Origin of the sequence: Nocardiopsis tropica (assembly GCF_042660575.1) — a bacterium.
Classification (GTDB): domain Bacteria; phylum Actinomycetota; class Actinomycetes; order Streptosporangiales; family Streptosporangiaceae; genus Nocardiopsis; species Nocardiopsis tropica.
In genome coordinates this window covers 497224-513391 of sequence record NZ_JBHSUF010000002.1, presented here as the reverse complement: position 1 = coordinate 513391, position 16168 = coordinate 497224, and the positions used below count along the sequence as shown (strand labels likewise).

Genomic DNA, 16168 nt, shown 5'->3' with positions numbered 1-16168 from the left:
CCCGTATCCGGCGTACCGGTCTCACGCGTCCCGGCGCGTGAGCACCAGTGCCCCCGCCGCCAGGGCGGCCGCCGCCCAGCACAGGAGTACCATCCCCCCGGCGCCGGGCGGGAGGGCGGCCTCGGACCGCCCCATCACGAACGCGCTGTCCACGAACGACACGCCCGCGGACAGGGGGAGCCGTTCGGCGACGTACACCCCCGTCCGACCTCCCAGCAGCACGAGGACCGCGGGCAGGGCGAAGAGCAGCGCCGACACCGCGGCCAGCGCCGCCGCGGCCGAGCGCAGCGCGGTTCCCGCCCCCAGGGTGAGGGCCGCGACCAGCGCCAGGTACGCCGACAGGCGCACCACGTCCGCGGCTGCCTCGGCCGGGTCCAGCGTTCCGTACCCCTCGATCAGCGGGTGCAGCATGACCAGGTGGGCGGTCAGCGTGCCTGCCGTGCCCGTGACCAGGCCGCACGCGAACACGAACGACATCAGGGCCGCGGTCTTGGCCGCCAGCAGGCGTACCCGGGCCGGGACCGCCTGGAGCGCGGGGTGGACGGAGCGCGAGGAGTACTCGGAGGTCATCACCGGAAGGGCCAGGGCGATGACCGCGAACTGGGCCGCCCAGACGGCCGCGTAGACCGCCATCTCCGAGGCGGGCACGTCGGCGGAGGGGATCCGGTCCTGCTGCATGTTGCCGACGGTGGCCACCGCGGTGAGGGGGGCGACGGTCGCCGACAGGCCCAGGGCCAGGGCCGCTCCCCACCAGGTGGACCTCACCGAGCGGAGCTTGACCCACTCGGAGGAGGCCGCCGCGGCGAGGTCGGACAGGGCGCGCGCCGGGCCGGCGGGCCGGTCGGGCCGTGCGGCGGCCGGTGCGGGCCCGGACCGGGTGGAGGGCGTCACGGTCGGCCTCCCGTCGGCGCCGCGTACTGCACGCTGTCGGAGGTGAGTTCCCTGTAGGCCTGTTCGAGGGAGGCCTCGCGGGGGCTCAGCTCGTGGAGGGCGACCCCCGCCCTGTGGGCCAGCTCGCCGATCCGCTCGATGGGCACGCCGGTCACGACCAGCTCTCCCGCGCCGGGGCGCTCGACGCCGGCGCCCTCCGCCTCCAGGGCGGTGACCAGGTCCTCGGGGTGGGGTGCGCGTACCCGCACGGCGCTCCACGCGCTGTTGTCGAGCACCTCGGCCAGGGGGGCGTCGGTGATGAGCCGCCCCCGTCCGATGACCACCAGGTGGTCGGCGGTCAGCTGCATCTCGCTCATCAGGTGGCTGGAGACGAACACGGTGCGCCCCTCGTCGGCCATCGAGCGCATGAGGTCGCGCACCCAGCGCACCCCGTCGGGGTCCAGGCCGTTGACCGGTTCGTCGAGGACGAGCAGGCGCGGGTCGCCCAGCAGGGCCGCGGCGATGCCCAGCCGCTGGCCCATGCCGAGGGAGAAGGCGCCCGCGCGCCTGCGCGCCGCCCCGGCCAGACCCACGGTGTCCAGGACCTCGTCCACCCGCCGGTCGGGGATGCGGTGCGTGCGGGCCAGCGCCAGCAGGTGGGAGCGGGCGCTGCGTCCCGGGTGCACGGCCCGGGCGTCCAGGACGGCGCCCACGTGGTGCAGGGGCCGGTCCAGCTCCCGGTAGGGGCGCCCGTCGACCAGGGCCCGCCCCGAGGTCGGGCGGTCCAGCCCGAGGATCATCCGCATGGTCGTGCTCTTGCCCGCGCCGTTGGGCCCCAGGAAGCCCGTGACCCTGCCCGGCCGGACCTCCAGGTCCAGCGAGTCCACGGCGACGGTGTCCCCGTAGCGTTTGCTCAGTCCTTGCAGGGTGATCATGGTCGTCCTGTCGTCTCGGCTGTCGGCGGTGGGACAACGGTAGGGAGCGGGGGTCCTGCGCGGCCATGGGGTGCGCCGTCGGCCGGGGGTGCGGTTTTCCGCAGGGTGCGCCGCCCGGCGGGCCGCCCCGGCTCCGGCCGACCCGTCCTGCGGCGGAACCGGGTGCGGCGTCCACCGGGGGTAGGCGGTCAGCGCTCCCGTCGGCGCTCCCCGTAGGTGAGGCGGCGCAGCAGGGTCTCGGCGGGACCCCGGTGACCCGTGAGCCTCTGGAGTTCGGAGAGGACGACGGTCGCGATCCAGGTCAGGAGCGCCACCGCGGCGGCCCCTGCGGCGCCCGTGCTCCCCCCGAGCCCTCCCGCGAAGGGGGAGAAGACCGCCGTGAAGACCACCGACTGGAGCAGGTAGGAGGTCATCGACCGCTGGCCGGTGGCGGCGACGGCCCGGGTGAGCCCGGAGGGCTCGGCCCCCCGCTCCAGGACCCGCCCGGCGGCCAGTCCGAACACGGCGGCCCAGCCCAGGCCCCCGAGCGGCCCGGTGAACTCCTGGAGCAGGCTCAGCGCGTCGGTGGAGACCCACGTGTCCAGGAGGCCCGCGCCGACCAGGCCGTGGGGGAGCCCCGCCAGGACGGCCAGGCCCAGACCGCCCGCGGCGGTGCCCCGGAGCAGCGCGCGGTGCCGCTCGGGCTCCTCCAGGACGCGGCGGCGGGCCGCCCAGACGCCCAGCGCGGCCGGGGGGACCACGAACATCAGCATGGTGACGGGTGTGTAGAGCAGCCATTCGGTGAAGTTCGCGGCCAGGGCCTCGGCCAGGGCGGCGACCGGTTCGGGTCGTTGCGCGACGGCGACCGCGGTCAGGGCCGGTTCGCCCTGGGGACCGGGTCCCGGCCCCTGCGCCAGCGACACCAGCACCCAGGCGAGGGGGAGGACGGCATAGGCGGTGATGACGCCCGCGCCGACGGCCAGCAGGGTGCGGTCCCGTGCCCGCAGGAGCCCGGCGAACAGCAGGAGGGTGAGTCCGTACGTACCGATGATGTCGACCGGCAGCAGCAGGACACCGTGGACGAGCCCGATGAGGACCATCCACATCCCCCTGCGCCTCAGGATCCGGCGGGCGCCGGCCCAGGCGTCGCCCCGGGGGTCGAGGCGCCGCAGCAGCTGCACGGTGCCGTAGCCGAACAGGAACGCGAAGAGCGGTATGGCGCGCCTGTCGACGAGCGCTGCCTGGACCAGGGTGACCGCCCGGTCGGCGGCGCCGGCGGCGGTCTCCGCGCCGTAGGGCTGGTCGAGGAAGTGGCCGACGTTGACCAGCGCGATGAAGAGCAGCATGAGGCCGCGGGCGAGGTCGGGGGCCAGGGCCCGCTGGGCGACCGGGGTCGGCCGGTGCGGGCCAGGGGGCCGTTCGGGGGGGCCGCCCGCCGATGGCGGGCCGGGGGGTGACGCGCTCATGGGAACTCCCGTGCGGGGACGACGGGAAGGGGCCGTACCGGGCCCGCTTCGCCTGGAGACGGGGCGATCCGTCCGACCTGGAGGGACACGGGGCAGGGGTCGGCCTGAAGGGGTGCCGGAACGCAACCTACCAACCGGCCCCCGCTCCCGTCGAAGGACTTCCGGTCCGGCGGGCACGTTCGGCCCCTGCCTCCTCCCCCGGCACAGGGCTGGCCCCAGGGGCGGGTTCCGCCGCTCCCCGGGAGCGGGGGGACGTCCTCGCGGCCGGCCGGCGCGGTCCGCACCGCCGGGGCGCACCGCCGGGCCCCCGGCGCCCGCCGCCCCGTACCGGAGGGGGCTGCGGAGCCCGGCGCATCTGCTACCGTCGTCGCCATGAAGCGCGCTGCCATGACGACGACGCCGGAGAGTGTCCCGGCGCGCTGACAGACGTCTTGTTCGAAGCCCCGGGGCGAGTGCCCCGGGGCTTCGCCGTGCGGCCACTCGCTCCACCCACGCGAGGAGACCGCCATGCACGACCACCGCAAGCTGGGCCGTGAGCTGGAGCTGTTCGGCACCGACCCGCTGATCGGCTCGGGCCTTCCCTACTGGCTGCCGGACGGCGCCGCCGTCCGGCACGCGCTGGAGGAGTACGTCCGCACCGTCGAGAGGAGGGCGGGCTACCAGCACGTCTACTCGCCCGTGCTGGGCAAGCGGGAGCTCTACGAGATCTCCGGGCACTGGTCGCACTACCGCGACGACATGTTCCCGCCCATGGAGCCGGGGGCGCGGGGCGCCGGCGGGGAGGGCTCCGAACAGCTCGTCCTGCGGCCGAGCCTGTGCCCCCACCACGCGGTGATCTTCCGGTCCCGCTCGCGCAGCCACAGGGAGCTCCCCCTGCGCATGGCCGAGCTGGGCGGCATGTACCGGTCCGAGCCCTCGGGCGTGCTCGGCGGACTCACCCGGGTCCGCGCCATCCAGCTCAACGACGCGCACGTCTTCTGCGCCCCGGAGCAGGTCGGGGCGGAGGCGGGGACGGCACTGGAGCTGATCCGCCGGGCCTACCGGGCGCTGGGGATCACCCCGGCCCGGTACAGGCTGTCGCTGCCCGGACCGGGAGGCAAGTACGTCGCCTCCCCCGAGCTGTGGCGGCGCTCCACCGCCCTGCTCACCCGGGTCCTGGACGACTCCGGCCTGCCCTACGAGGCGGTCGAGGGGGAGGCCGCGTTCTACGGGCCCAAGATCGACGTCCAGGTCGCCGACGGCGCGGGACGGGAGTCCACCCTGTCCACCGTCCAGGTCGACTTCCACCAGCCCGAGCGGTTCGACCTGCACTACGTGGGCGCGGACGGCGCGAGGCACCGGCCGGTCATGGTCCACCGCAGCATCGTCGGCAGCGTGGAGCGGGCGGTGGCCCACCTGATCGAACAGCACGGGGGCGCGTTCCCCGCCTGGCTCGCCCCCGTCCAGCTGGAGGTCCTGCCGGTGAGCGACGACCAGGGCGCCGAGGCCGGGGAGTTCGCCCGCAGGTGCGCGGAGCTGGACCTGCGGGCCCGGGTGAGCCCCCCGGACAGGGGCAGCCTGGGAGCGCGGATCCGCGCGGCCCGGCTCGTGCCCTACCAGGCGGTCGTCGGGGCGCGGGAGGCCGCCGAGGGGACCGTGGCCCTGCGCCTGCGCGACGGCCGCCGCCTGGACCCGCTGCCGGCGGCGGAGGTCCTGGAACGGGTCCGGGGTCTGGTGGGGGCGCACCGCACCGACCTGTGGGACGCGGCCCCCTGACCGTGTCGCCGCCGTCCCGGCCCCCGCCGAGGGGGTCGGGAGCCGGGCGCCGCGGACCGCCCCTCCGGGGGCGGGCCGCAGGGGCGGGGCCGCCCGGGACGACCGTTCTGTCCCCGCCGGGGCCCCCGTCCGGGTAGCCTCGACCCGTTCCCCGGACGTTGCAGGAGGCACGTGGTGTCCCACACCTGGACCGCGATCGACTTCGAGACCGCCAACCACGACCGCGGCAGCGCGTGCGCGGTCGGCCTGGTGCGCGTCCGCGACGGCGCGGTCGTGGACCGGTTCACCACCCTCATCCGGCCGCCCCGGCAGGTGGACTTCTTCTCGCGGCACAACATCGCCGTGCACGGCATCACCGCCGCCGACGTCGCCGACGCCCCCGGATGGCCCGAGGCGCACGCCCGCATCGTGGAGTTCGCCGACGGGGACCCGCTGGTGGCGCACAACGCCGCCTTCGACATCGGCGTGCTGCGCCAGGCCTGCGCCCACGCGGGGCTGTCCCACCCGGCGTGGGAGTACGCGTGCACGCTCGCGCTGTCCAGGCGCACCTGGGCGGACCTGCCCGACCACAAGCTGCCCACGGTGTGCGCCCACATCGGCCACCGGGTGCTCCACCACCACCGGGCCGACGCCGACGCCGAGGCCGCCGCGAGCATCATGATCGCGGCCATGACCCGCTACGGGACCTCCTCCCTCGCCGACCTCGCCCGCGCCGCCCGCCTGGACCTGCGCCGGGTGGAGGCGGCCGGGGCCCTCCCGGTCCAGGAGGCCCTGCCCGTGGGGGCGGGGACCGCCGCGCAGCCCCCGGCCTCCGCCGCGCGTGCGGCGGGCGGCCCGTCCGCGCCCGCCCGCGCAGCGACGGCTCCCGGCCCCGTCGCGGGTGAGGACCGCTTCAGCAGGTGGCAGAGGGTCGCCCAGACACCGCTCCCCGAACCCTCCCCGGACGCCGACCCCGCCGGTCCCCTGTACGGGCGCACCGTGTGCGTGTCCGGCGACCTGGCCTCCATGGACAAGCCTGAGGTGTGGCGGCGCGTGGCCGAGGCGGGCGGGCGCCCCGCCAAGAACGTGACCCGGAAGACCGACGTGCTCGTCCTGGGCGGCCACGACGGGACCGGCAAGACCTCCAAGCACCGCCAGGCCGAGACCTACCGCGAGCGCGGCCAGCGCATCGACCTCGTCACCGAGGACGAACTCCTGGCCCTGCTGGGGATGACCACCGCCGGCCCCTGACCGGCGCCGGGCCGCGTTCCCGCGGGAACGGCGGAGCCGCCCGCGCCCCGGTCGGGTGCGCGGGCGGCTCCGCCGGCTGTCCGGCTACTGCCTGGGGAAGCGCAGGGTGGCCCCGCTCTCGGAGCTGGTCCGCCCGTGGTCGAGCAGTTCGGTGAACCCGGCGTCCGCCATGACCGCCGAGCGCAGCATCAGCGCGCTGGCCGGGGCCCGGAAGGCCGCGTTCGGATCGTCCAGGCCCTTGGGGTCGGTGTCCACGAGCAGCGGTTCGTTGAACGACCCCCACAGCTCGGGCTCCCCGTCGCGTTCGGCGCCCAGGAGGAGGGTCTCCACCCGTGCCTCCGACAGCATCGGCAGGAGGGGCGTGGTCCCGCGCACCGCCTGGTCGTGGGCGAGCTTGCGCTGGTAGTCCTCCAGGAATGCGTCGTGCCTCTCCACGACGAACTCGCGCAGGGCGTCCTCGGCGGCCTTGTGCAGCCGCTCCTCGGCGTCGGTCCCGCCGCGCCCTCCCGGGACGACCCGGATCGGGACGGTGAGCTGGCGCGGGCCCAGGTTGTCGCGCAGGTAGGCGATGGCCTCCTCGTCGCCGCCGACGATGATGAGCTCGGCGCCGACCCTGCGGGCGGCCTCGCGGACGTGCTCGGCCACCTTCGCGGTGTTCTCCCGCCACAGTTCCTGGGCGGCGTGCGAGTCGGCTCCCGGGCCGCCGGGGTTGTTGCGCTGTCCGCGGCCTCCGCGCCCGCCCAGGCCGTCGATGTTGCGGAGGGATTCCCCGGCGGCGTCGGTCTCCATGACCGGTGCCCGGGTCGGTCGGGCGGCGTAGGCCGTGACCTTGGCGTTGACCCGGTCCAGGGCCACCAGCACGTAGGGCAGGCGGCGGCCCCGGTCGACGGCCAGGGGGAGCACGTCCGGGACGGGAAGGTACGCGGCCCGGTCCTGGACGGGGATGTCGCCCAGGGTGTGGGCGCCGAGAAGGGTTCCCTCGGAGGCGAAGAGGGCCTGCCCGTGGTCGCCGTAGGCGCGGGACGTCTTCTCCCCGACCGCCTGTTCCAGGACGTCGAGGGTGGCCTCGTCCGTGCCCAGCGCGGCGAGCTCCTCACGCAGGTGCCGCCAGCGCAGTTCGATCTTCTTGTCGGCGTCGGTGGTGTCGCGGCTGGTGTCCATGTGAACCGAAGCCACCGGAGCGCCGCTCTCGTACAGAGGTCGCAGAAAACCCATGTCCATGTATCCGCGGGGCGTGGTCACCCCCGCCCCGCCCACCTCCTTCTCGGGGTCGGCCTGCGGGCCATCCTGGGGCCAATGGTGCTAACCGTACGTACGCCACGTCGAGGGAGACACGCTCCTTGCCCAAGGATTTCCACGATTTGCCCGAGAACGGAACGGCCGCCACCCGACCGGAGAGGGTCGTGAACTGTCGGGCGCGGAAGGGTGCCGGGTCCCTAACGTCGGTGGTGGAAGAAGGAGGCGGGACATGCTGGACAGGTTGAACCGGGCCCTGGAGCGGGTCGAGGAGGACCCCGGGGCTCCGCCGGACGCGGCCGCGATGGCGCGGGACGCGCTGACCTCGGAGCACCACCTCCGGCGGCTTTTCTCGGCCCTGGCGGGGATGTCGCTGTCGGAGTACGCGCGGCGGCGGAGGCTGACGCTGGCGGGGGCCGAGGTGCTCCACGGCGACGACCCCCTGCTCGACGTCGCGGTCCGGTACGGCTACGGCTCGGCGGAGGCGTTCGCCCGGGCGTTCCGCTCCATGCACGGAGTGGGGCCCGGCGAGGCCCGCCGGACCGGTGCGGTACTCGCCTCCCAACCGCGGATGACGTTCCGCCTGACAGTCGAAGGGAGCACCACTGTGCGTTACCGGATCGTGGAGAAGGAGGCGTTCCGCCTCGTGGGGCCCAGGGCCCGGGTCCCCCTGGTGCACCGGGGACCCAACCCGGACATCGTCGCGTTCACGAAAGGGCTCGGACGGGCCGTGCTGGAGGAGGTGGGGCGGCTGTCCGACCAGGAGCCGCGCGGCGTCCTGTCGGTGAGCGTCCACCTCGGCTCCTCGCGGGAGGAGGGGACCGAGCTGGACTACTACCAGGCGGCGGCCACGACCGCTCCCGCGCCGTCGGGGATGGAGGTCCTGGAGGTGCCGGCCGGGACCTGGGTGGTCTTCCCGTACTCGGGGCCCTCGGCGGACTTCCCCGAGCCTCTGCAGCGGCTGTGGTCGGACGCGTTCGGGCACTGGTTTCCGTCCCACCCGTCCTACCGGACCGTCGAGGGGCCGTCGATCCTGCGGGTGGAGTACGGGGAGGACTGCGCGAACGCCGAGGCCGAGCTGTGGCTGCCCGTCGAGCGGGCGGACTGACCCGGCCGGACGGGTGCCCCGCGGCTCCGCCGTGCCCGCGTCCGGGCCTTCGGACGCGGGCACGGCCGCGCGGGGCGGACAGGAACAGGACCACCAGCGGCGGGATGAAGACCGATGCGGGCACGGCCGCGCGGAGCGGACCGCGCCCCGCCCGTAGGAGGGGCGGGGCGCGGTGGTGTGCCGACACGTCTGCCCCGCGCGCGGAGCCGGACCCCGGGCGGGCCGGTGGGAGGCCGTGCTCAGCCACCGCCGTCCGCGCGATCCCCCTCGGCCGCGTCCGACGCCGCGCGGATGCGCGCGGCGCTGGACGCGGGCTCGGGCGGCGCGAACCCGCAGGTCAAGGGCGTGTCCTACGGCGCCGCGACCTCGGTGGAGGCCGCCACGATGACGTCGTCGAGCAGCTTGCGGGAGCGCTGCAGGTCCCCGATCATCCGGTCGATGCGGTCGCGCTCCACCATCAGGTCCGCCACCAGGGTGCCGTCCGGCTCCGCCGGGCCGCCGTCGACGTCGCGCATGCACGGCAGCAGGGTCGCGATCTTGGCACTGCACAGCCCCGCCGCGAACAGCTCCTGGATGCGCTCCACCCGGTCCTGCGCGGACTCGGCGTACTCGCGCTGACCGCCCGGTGTGCGCTCGGAGGACAGCAGGCCCTGCTGCTCGTAGTAGCGCAGCGACCGTGTGCTCACACCGCTGCGCCGCGCCAATTCACCGATCCGCATGGCCCAACTCACACTCCCCGCACTTGAAGTTGACATTGGCGTCAACTCCTACGGTAGCGGCATGGACACCACATCCGGAACCTCTCCGCTGCTCACCCCCGCCCGCCTGGCCGGCATCGACCTGCCCAACCGCCTCGTCATCGCCCCGATGACCCGCAACCGGGCCGAGCCCTCGGGCGCCGCGAGCGCTCTCATGGCCGAGTACTACGCCCAGCGCGCCTCGGCGGGCCTCGTCATCGCGGAGGCCTCCACCCCGAACGCGGTCGGCCAGACCTATCCGAACATCGCCGCCCTGCACCGCCCCGAGCACGTCGAGGGCTGGCGGGCGGTCACCCGCCGTGTGGCGGAGGCGGGCGGGCGCATGTTCCTCCAGATCCAGCACGGGGGCCGTGTCGGCCACCCCGCCACCAGCGGGCTGACGCCGGTGGCGCCCTCGCCCGTGGCCCTGCCCGACACGATCCACACACCCGGCGGCCGCCAGCCGGCCGTGACGCCCCGGGAGATGGACCGGGCCGACATCGACGGGACCGTCGCCGACTTCGCCGCCGCGGCCCGCCGGGCCGTGGACGCGGGCTTCCTCGGGGTGGAGGTCCACGCCGCCAACGGCTACCTCCTCCACCAGTTCCTGGCTCCCACCACCAACCGGCGCCAGGACGCCTACGGCGGCGCCCCGCGGAACCGGATGCGGTTCGTGCTGGAGGTCGTCGGGGCCGTCGTCGACGAGATCGGCCCCGACCGGGTCGGTGTGCGCGTCTCCCCGGGCAACACCAGCAACGGCATCGCCGAGACCGCCGACGACATCGCGGCCCTGTACCCCGGGCTGACCGAGCGCCTGGACGCCCTGGGCCCCGCCTACCTGCACGTGGCCTTCGCCGACCCCGACAGCCGGGTCTGGAAGGAGATCCGCTCCCGCTGGTCGCGGACCCTGGTCGGCAACCCGGTCCTGCCCGCCGAGGGGATCCCCGCCGACGGGGGCCGGGCCGCGGGAGAGCGGATGCTGGAGGCCGGGGCCGACCTGGTCGCCCTGGGGCGCCCCTTCCTGGCCAACCCCGACCTCGTCGAGCGCATCCGTACCGGTGCTCCGGTCAACCCGGTGCGCGACAAGTACCTGATGTACGTGGGGGGCGCCACCGGCTACACCGACTACCCCGCCGCGGCCCTCTGAGCCCGGCGGCGGGCACCGCGCGGCGGGCCGCCCCGGAGCAGCCGTTCCCCGCCCCGGGCGCGGAGGGGGCGGCCGGGGCCGGGCCTTGCCGGAGGCGCCGGTCAGACGCGGGTGCGGCAGCGGTCCAGGAACCTGCGCAGCACCTCGTTGAAGCGGTCGGGGCGCTCCAGGTTGGGCAGGTGCCCCGCGCCCTCGATGATCTCCACGACGGAGTCGGGGATCAGCACGTGCATGGACTCGGTGAAGTCCGGCGGCGTGAACCGGTCGTGCTGGCCCGCCATGAGCAGTGTCGGCGCCGAGACGCGCCGGAGCAGGGGGGTGTAGTCGGGGCGCTGGGCGCGTCCGTACTGGGCTGCCGCCGCACCCTCGGGCGGGGCGGCGTACATCATGGCGCGCACGTGGTCGGCCACCGCGGGCAGGTCGCGCACGTTGTCGGCGGTCATCATGCCGACGAGCATCTCGTCGGTGTAGCCCCGCATCCCCTCCCCCCGCAGCCGCTCGGCCATCGCGACCCGGGAGGCCCGGCCCGTGTCGGTCTCGGCGCGCGGGTTGGTGGCGGCCAGGGTGAGGGAGTCGACCCGGTCGGGGAAGAGCCGGTAGAACTCCAGGGCGACCTGCCCTCCCATGGACAGTCCCACCACGCCCGCCACGTCCAGGCCGAGGTGGTCCAGGAGCGCGGCGAGGTCGCGGGCGAACGCGCTCATGGAGGTCGTCCCCGGGACGACGGTGCTGCGGCCGTACCCGCGCAGGTCCGGCACCACCACCCGGTATCCGCGCCCGGCGAACGCCTTGACCTGCGGTGCCCACATCGTCCGGTCGAAGGGGTGGCCGTGGATGAAGAGGACGGGGTACCCGGCTCCGCGATCGGTGTAACTCACGTCGATCCCGCTCACGGAGGCGGTGTCCGGGGCGTCACTGTTCGCGGTGTTCGTCGTCTCGTGTGCCACAAGAACCGATGCTATTCATCCGTGCAAGGCGCCGTTCCACCGGGATGGCCATGGGAGCGCGCCCAGTCGGTCGGGACCGCACCGCTTCCGGGAACGGGCCCCGCGCACGCGCGTGCGCGCTGCGGATGCGCCTCTTCCGGGACCACCTCATCGCACGCGCGTGCGCGCCCCGGCGGAGGCCTCGGCGCGGCCCCCGCCGGAGGCGAGCGGGCCGCAGGCGGTCCCTCCGCACCTGCGGCCCCTCGCGCGCCGTGACCCGCCGTCCTCGGGCACGGTGCGCCGTGGCGGACGGGGCCGTCCGCCACGGGCGCCGGAGCGCGGAGCGCCCGGCTACAGGGGGAGACGCCCCCGGACGCCGTCGGGTTCGGCCCCGGTCGCGCCCCGTCTCACCCGGCCTCTCCCCGACGCGTCAGAGGACCCGTCCCGGCGGACTCCCCCGTGGCGGCGCCGTCCTCCTGGCGCCCGGGGGCCCCGCCCCGTGGGGAGTGGGCCCCTGCCCGCTTCCGGCCCAGGACGAGGGCCGCGGCCAGGTAGGGGGTGGCGAAGAGGGCGAAGGCGAGGGCGTGGCCGGTCAGTGCGAAGACCGCCGCGTACAACAGGTAGGAGGCGCCGGTGAAGGCTTCGGAGCCGAGTCCGGCGAGCGAGGTGACCGTGGCCCGGCCGGCCCCGGTGATGCGCTCCTGGAGTCGGGCGTCGGCGACCACGTTCGCGGTCTGGCACACGCCGAACCCCGCGCCGATCAGCATCCAGCCGGGGAGGCTGCCGAGCAGGGCGCCGGTCGCGATGGCGACCGCCGCCAGGCCGAGCAGGACGGCGAGGAGCCGGACGGGCAGCCGGGACGCGGGCCCGGCGAGCAGGCCGCCCGCGGTGATGAACACCCACACCACCAGGACCACGAGGGGGATGTCGGCCGTGGGGACGCCGGCCTCGTCCGCGAGCAGGGGGACGTACTCCTCCAGCATGTCCCAGAAGGCCGTGACCACGACGACGAGCACGATCGCGCCCCGGACGCCCCGGCTCGCGCGAGCCTCGGCCAGGCCCGCGCGCATGGTGGCGAGGTAGCCGGCGGGCTCGTCCCCGGAGCCGGGGCCGGCGGCCCGCCGGTGCTCGGGCAGCGCCAGTGCGGCCGCGGAGCACAGCACGCAGGCGGCCACGCTCGCCGCCCCGATGGCCGCGTAGCCGCCGTGTTCCATCACGGGGACCGCCAGCAGGGTGGAGGCGCCGACCGCGGCCACCCCCAGGGCACGGGTCACGCCCATGACCCGGGCGTAGCGGTCGGCCGCGCCGCGGTGTCCGAGTTCGGTGTAGACCAGGGCCTCGAAGGCGCCGGAGGAGAGGGCTCCGCCCGCGCCCCACAGCACGAAGCCCAGGGCGAACGCCCAGTAGCCGGGCAGCAGGAGCCACAGGGCGAAGCCCGCGGCCGCGAACAGGGGTGCGGCGGCCAGCAGGTAGCGGCGGGGCACCACGTCGGCCCAGGCGCCGGCGGGGACCGACACGACGACGGAGGTCAGGGACCAGAGCACGAACAGCGAACTGATCTGGGCGACCGTCAGCCCGGTCTCGTCGAAGAGGATCGCGTACAGGGGGTAGAGGAGGACGAACTCCTCCAGGACCGCGTACGCGTACAGGGGCCGGGTCAGACGGGAGGTACGCGCGCCGGGGGCGCGCGGTGGCAGGGTGGTCATGAAGGTCTTTCGGTCGAGCGGAACGAGGACACCGGGGGCGTGTTCGCCCGGTGGTCCGCGTGCTCGGTCCGAAGACCGGTTCGGAACTTAACATCGCTCGTGCATGGCACCAGGATAGGCGGTCGGCGCCGCCGGGGGCCAGCGCTCCGGGGCACCGACCCCGCCTCCCCCGCCCGTGGACCCGGCGCGGTTCCGCGGGCCCCGGCGCGGCTCAGGCGGAGTGCACCTCGTGGGCCCAGGCCCGCAGGCCGGCGGCGAACCCCTCCTGCTCGGCGGGCGTGAGCCGCTCGAACGCCCGCAGCAGGGGCCGGGCCCGTCTGCTCGCGAACGCGCGCATGAGGTCCCGGTACTCCTCGGCCAGGGACAGCAGGACGCGCCGGCGGTTGGCGGGGTCCTGCCGCCGCACCACGAGGCCCACCCTGGACAGGTCGCCGACCAGCTCGCTGGTGGTGGGCAGGCCCACCTCCAGGCGGGCGGCGAGCTCGCCCACGCTGAGCTCCTGGCCGTGGGTGAGCTGGGTGAGGACCGACCCGTGCCGGGCGGTCAGGCGGTTCTCCTGGAACAGCCGCCGGAGCTCGTCGGGCATCTCGGAGTGGGCGCGGCGGTAGAACGTCTCCAGCAGGGGCACGAACCGCAGGGCGCCCTCGAGCAGTTCGCGATCCGGCATCTCGGTGTCGTCCCCGACCGCGTCCTGGCTCATGGGCCGATGCTACCGATCCCCGGGGGCCGGTCCGCCCGCAGGCGGGCGGACCGGCGCGGGTCGGAGCGGAGGGTCCTCAGTAGGCCACGCCGACGGCCCGCCGCACGGTCGCGGGGTCGCCCAGGACGCGCAGGAGGGCGTGCGCCAGGTCCGCGCGGCCGATCCTGTACCCGGAGGGCACGTTCCCGCCGACCACGAGCCGGTACTCTCCGGTGCCGGGGTCGTCGGTCAACCGGGGCGGGCGGACCACGGTCCACGCCGCGCCGCCGGCGGACAGGGCCGCCTCCATCCGCTCCAGGTCCCGGTAGGCGTCCCGGAAGACCCGGCCGACCAGGGGCGAGAGCACGAAGCGGTGGAACGGCGAACTCCCCTGCGGGTGCGGCCCGACGGGGGCGGCGCTCACCGCGACCAGGCGTGTGTCCGGCCGGTCCGCGAGCGCGGCCAGGACCGCGCCGGTCCAGACGGTGGCCGGCGATCCGCCCTTGGCCGTGGCGGCGAGGCCCGAGACGACGGCGTCCGTCCGCCCGAGCAGTGCGCGCAGCGCCTCGGGGTCGGGGACCGGCATCCGGACCACGTCCAGGCGGTCGTGGACGAGGGGCATCCGTGCCGGGTCGCGCACCAGCGCGGTGACCCGGTGCCCTGCGGCCAGGGCCTGTTCCACCACCTGGCGGCCGGTTCCCCCGGTGGCTCCCAGGACGGTGATGCGGGCGGTGCTCTCGTCGGCCATGACCGTTTCACTCCCCAGGAAAAGAACAGTTCGTTTTCACGAATCATATCCCCGGTGGCGTCGGGACCGACGGCGCCGCCGGGGTTTGCGCGTTCGGGCTGTTCAGCTCCGTACGCCCGGCCCGCCCCGGGTGGACGAGGTACTCCTCCCGGTTCAACGGGTCCCCCTCGGTGCGGGCCCGGCGCGGAGGGGCCGGGCCCGCACAGGAGGGAGATCAGGCGTCGCCGTTGAGCACGGCGGCGGTCAGGACGCTGCCGGCGACGCCCCAGCCGCCGTCGGCGACCTCGTCGATCAGCACGACGGTGGTGGCACGGGCCCGCTCGCCGTAGATCTCCGCGTACAGGTCGGTGGTGCGCTCGACGAGCTTCTTCTTGTCCTCGGCGGTGACGGTGCCCGCGGGGACCTTGAAGTTGGCGAAAGGCATGGGTGTTCCTCCTTGAGTGGACTCTCCCGCGATGCGGAAGCACGTGTCCGAGAACGTGTGGCCATGGCGCCGTTCCCGGCCGGTACCGGCGCGGGGGCGGCAGTCAGCCGATGCCGATCCGGTGGCAGGACTCCGCGCGGAGCGGTCGGCAGCCATGTCCTCCAGGATGCTCGGCTCCGCCCGGTGGAACCAGGGGATCCCATCCCCTGTGCCGGCGGCTCGGCCGGACGCAGAATGGACGGCATGGGATCTGTGAACTACACCGAGCTGGGAGCCTTCCTGCGCTCGCGGCGTGAGCGCATCCGTCCGGTCGACGTAGGGCTTCCCCACGGGCTCCGCCGCCGGGTGCCCGGGCTGCGCCGCGACGAGGTCGCCCAGCTCGCCGGCGCATCGGTGGACTACTACAACGAACTCGAACGCGGCGCCGGATCCCAGCCCTCCGTGCAGATGATCGCCGCGCTGGCGAGGGCCCTGCGCCTGACCGCCGATGAGCGCGACTACCTCTACCACCTGGCCGACCGCCCGGTGCCCGCGCACGGCGGACCGGCCTCGCACGTCCACCCCGGCATGCTCGACCTGCTCGTCCGTCTGACATCGACACCCGCGCAGGTCATCACCGACCTGCATGTCACCCTCGTGCAGAACCCGCTGGCGATGGCGCTGCTCGGGGACCACTCGGGCCTTCGCGGCGCTCGGGCCAGCTTCGTCCACCGGTGGTTCACCGACCCCGACGCCCGGCGGATGTATCCCGAAGCCGACCACGGGGGCCAGTCCCGGGCCTTCGTCGCCGACCTGCGGGCAGCCGCCGCCAGAAGAGATGCCAAGGACACCGAGGCCCGCTCGATGATCAGCTCGCTGATCGGCGCCTCCTCCGAGTTCGCCGCCCTGTGGGCCGAGCACGACGTGGCCTTCCGGCGCGACGACCGCAAACGCCTCAACCACCCCGAGCTCGGCCTGATCGAGGTCAACTGCCTCCACCTGTTCAGCGAGGACGGCCGACAGCGGCTGCTCTGGTTCACCCCCGCGGTCGGCACCGACAGCGCCGACCTCCTCGACCTGCTCGCCGTCCTCGGTACCCAGGAAGTCACCGGACCGTCGCTCTGAGAGCCTCCCGTCCGCAGTGTCGGTGGTCGGCTTCGGGGCCCCGTCGGAACGACCCCGCTTCGAGCGGGCGGCGCGTATCGACGCGGTCCCGCTGTTCCTGGCCGGGATCGTCCCGTGT

14 protein-coding genes and 1 pseudogene are annotated in these 16168 nt (G+C 75.1%); 5 read left to right on the top strand and 10 right to left on the bottom strand.

The features are described 5' to 3' along the window. Positions 1 to 21: 21 nt before the first annotated feature. The 3 genes from ACFQBR_RS05245 to ACFQBR_RS05235 form a co-directional block, all read right to left on the bottom strand. Positions 22 to 891 carry an ABC transporter permease gene (locus ACFQBR_RS05245; RefSeq protein WP_344175830.1) on the bottom strand — a complete coding sequence of 290 codons (870 nt, stop codon included), beginning with the start codon at positions 889 to 891 and terminating at the stop codon, positions 22 to 24. Further along, positions 888 to 1805, bottom strand: coding sequence for an ATP-binding cassette domain-containing protein (locus tag ACFQBR_RS05240; protein WP_344175828.1), 918 nt, complete (start codon positions 1803 to 1805; stop codon positions 888 to 890). Before ACFQBR_RS05240 ends, ACFQBR_RS05245 begins: the two co-directional genes overlap by 4 nt. 188 nt (positions 1806 to 1993) lie before the next feature. Further along, a complete protein-coding gene (locus ACFQBR_RS05235) occupies positions 1994 to 3250 on the bottom strand; it encodes a DUF418 domain-containing protein (RefSeq protein ID WP_344175826.1) in 1257 nt (418 codons plus the stop codon). Between the two features lie 498 nt (positions 3251 to 3748). Here ACFQBR_RS05235 and thrS point away from each other — a divergent pair. Both thrS and ACFQBR_RS05225 read left to right on the top strand, forming a co-directional pair. Continuing rightward, positions 3749 to 5005, top strand: a pseudogene (gene thrS / locus ACFQBR_RS05230) (threonine--tRNA ligase); the annotation flags it as partial. Between the two features lie 174 nt (positions 5006 to 5179). Beyond that, complete coding sequence (locus ACFQBR_RS05225) at positions 5180 to 6235, top strand: exonuclease domain-containing protein (RefSeq protein ID WP_344175823.1); 1056 nt, start codon at positions 5180 to 5182, stop codon at positions 6233 to 6235. 84 nt (positions 6236 to 6319) lie between these two features. On the opposite strand, the gene ACFQBR_RS05220 is transcribed toward ACFQBR_RS05225, so the two are convergent. Beyond that, the gene (locus tag ACFQBR_RS05220) at positions 6320 to 7456 is read right to left on the bottom strand and encodes a baeRF2 domain-containing protein (protein ID WP_344175821.1); all 1137 of its coding nucleotides are present in this window, start codon (positions 7454 to 7456) and stop codon (positions 6320 to 6322) included. Between the two features lie 247 nt (positions 7457 to 7703). Here ACFQBR_RS05220 and ACFQBR_RS05215 point away from each other — a divergent pair, with 247 nt between their 5' ends. Further along, complete coding sequence (locus tag ACFQBR_RS05215; protein WP_344175819.1) at positions 7704 to 8579, top strand: AraC family transcriptional regulator; 876 nt, start codon at positions 7704 to 7706, stop codon at positions 8577 to 8579. A 350-nt stretch (positions 8580 to 8929) separates the two neighbouring features. Here ACFQBR_RS05215 and ACFQBR_RS05210 read toward each other — a convergent pair whose 3' ends face one another. Next, on the bottom strand, positions 8930 to 9298 hold the full coding sequence (locus ACFQBR_RS05210; protein ID WP_267950029.1) for a MerR family transcriptional regulator: 369 nt from the start codon (positions 9296 to 9298) through the stop codon (positions 8930 to 8932). 61 nt (positions 9299 to 9359) lie between these two features. On the opposite strand from ACFQBR_RS05210, the gene ACFQBR_RS05205 reads away from it, so the two are divergent. Beyond that, complete coding sequence (locus ACFQBR_RS05205) at positions 9360 to 10463, top strand: alkene reductase (protein WP_267950030.1); 1104 nt, start codon at positions 9360 to 9362, stop codon at positions 10461 to 10463. Positions 10464 to 10564: 101 nt separating this feature from the next. Here ACFQBR_RS05205 and ACFQBR_RS05200 read toward each other — a convergent pair whose 3' ends face one another. The 5 genes from ACFQBR_RS05200 to ACFQBR_RS05180 form a co-directional block, all read right to left on the bottom strand. Further along, positions 10565 to 11410, bottom strand: coding sequence for an alpha/beta fold hydrolase (locus ACFQBR_RS05200; protein ID WP_267950031.1), 846 nt, complete (start codon positions 11408 to 11410; stop codon positions 10565 to 10567). A 386-nt stretch (positions 11411 to 11796) separates the two neighbouring features. After that, positions 11797 to 13095: an MFS transporter gene (locus tag ACFQBR_RS05195; RefSeq protein WP_267950032.1), complete on the bottom strand. Its 1299-nt coding sequence runs from the start codon at positions 13093 to 13095 to the stop codon at positions 11797 to 11799. A 211-nt stretch (positions 13096 to 13306) separates the two neighbouring features. Continuing rightward, positions 13307 to 13795: a MarR family winged helix-turn-helix transcriptional regulator gene (locus ACFQBR_RS05190; RefSeq protein ID WP_344175814.1), complete on the bottom strand. Its 489-nt coding sequence runs from the start codon at positions 13793 to 13795 to the stop codon at positions 13307 to 13309. A gap of 76 nt (positions 13796 to 13871) precedes the next feature. Beyond that, complete coding sequence (locus ACFQBR_RS05185; RefSeq protein ID WP_344175812.1) at positions 13872 to 14522, bottom strand: NAD(P)-dependent oxidoreductase; 651 nt, start codon at positions 14520 to 14522, stop codon at positions 13872 to 13874. 214 nt (positions 14523 to 14736) lie between these two features. Continuing rightward, positions 14737 to 14946 carry a 4-oxalocrotonate tautomerase family protein gene (locus tag ACFQBR_RS05180; RefSeq protein ID WP_267950035.1) on the bottom strand — a complete coding sequence of 70 codons (210 nt, stop codon included), beginning with the start codon at positions 14944 to 14946 and terminating at the stop codon, positions 14737 to 14739. A gap of 243 nt (positions 14947 to 15189) precedes the next feature. Here ACFQBR_RS05180 and ACFQBR_RS05175 point away from each other — a divergent pair, with 243 nt between their 5' ends. Beyond that, positions 15190 to 16050 (top strand): helix-turn-helix transcriptional regulator, encoded by an 861-nt coding sequence (locus tag ACFQBR_RS05175; protein ID WP_344175810.1) that lies wholly within the window; start codon positions 15190 to 15192, stop codon positions 16048 to 16050. Positions 16051 to 16168 lie beyond the last annotated feature (118 nt).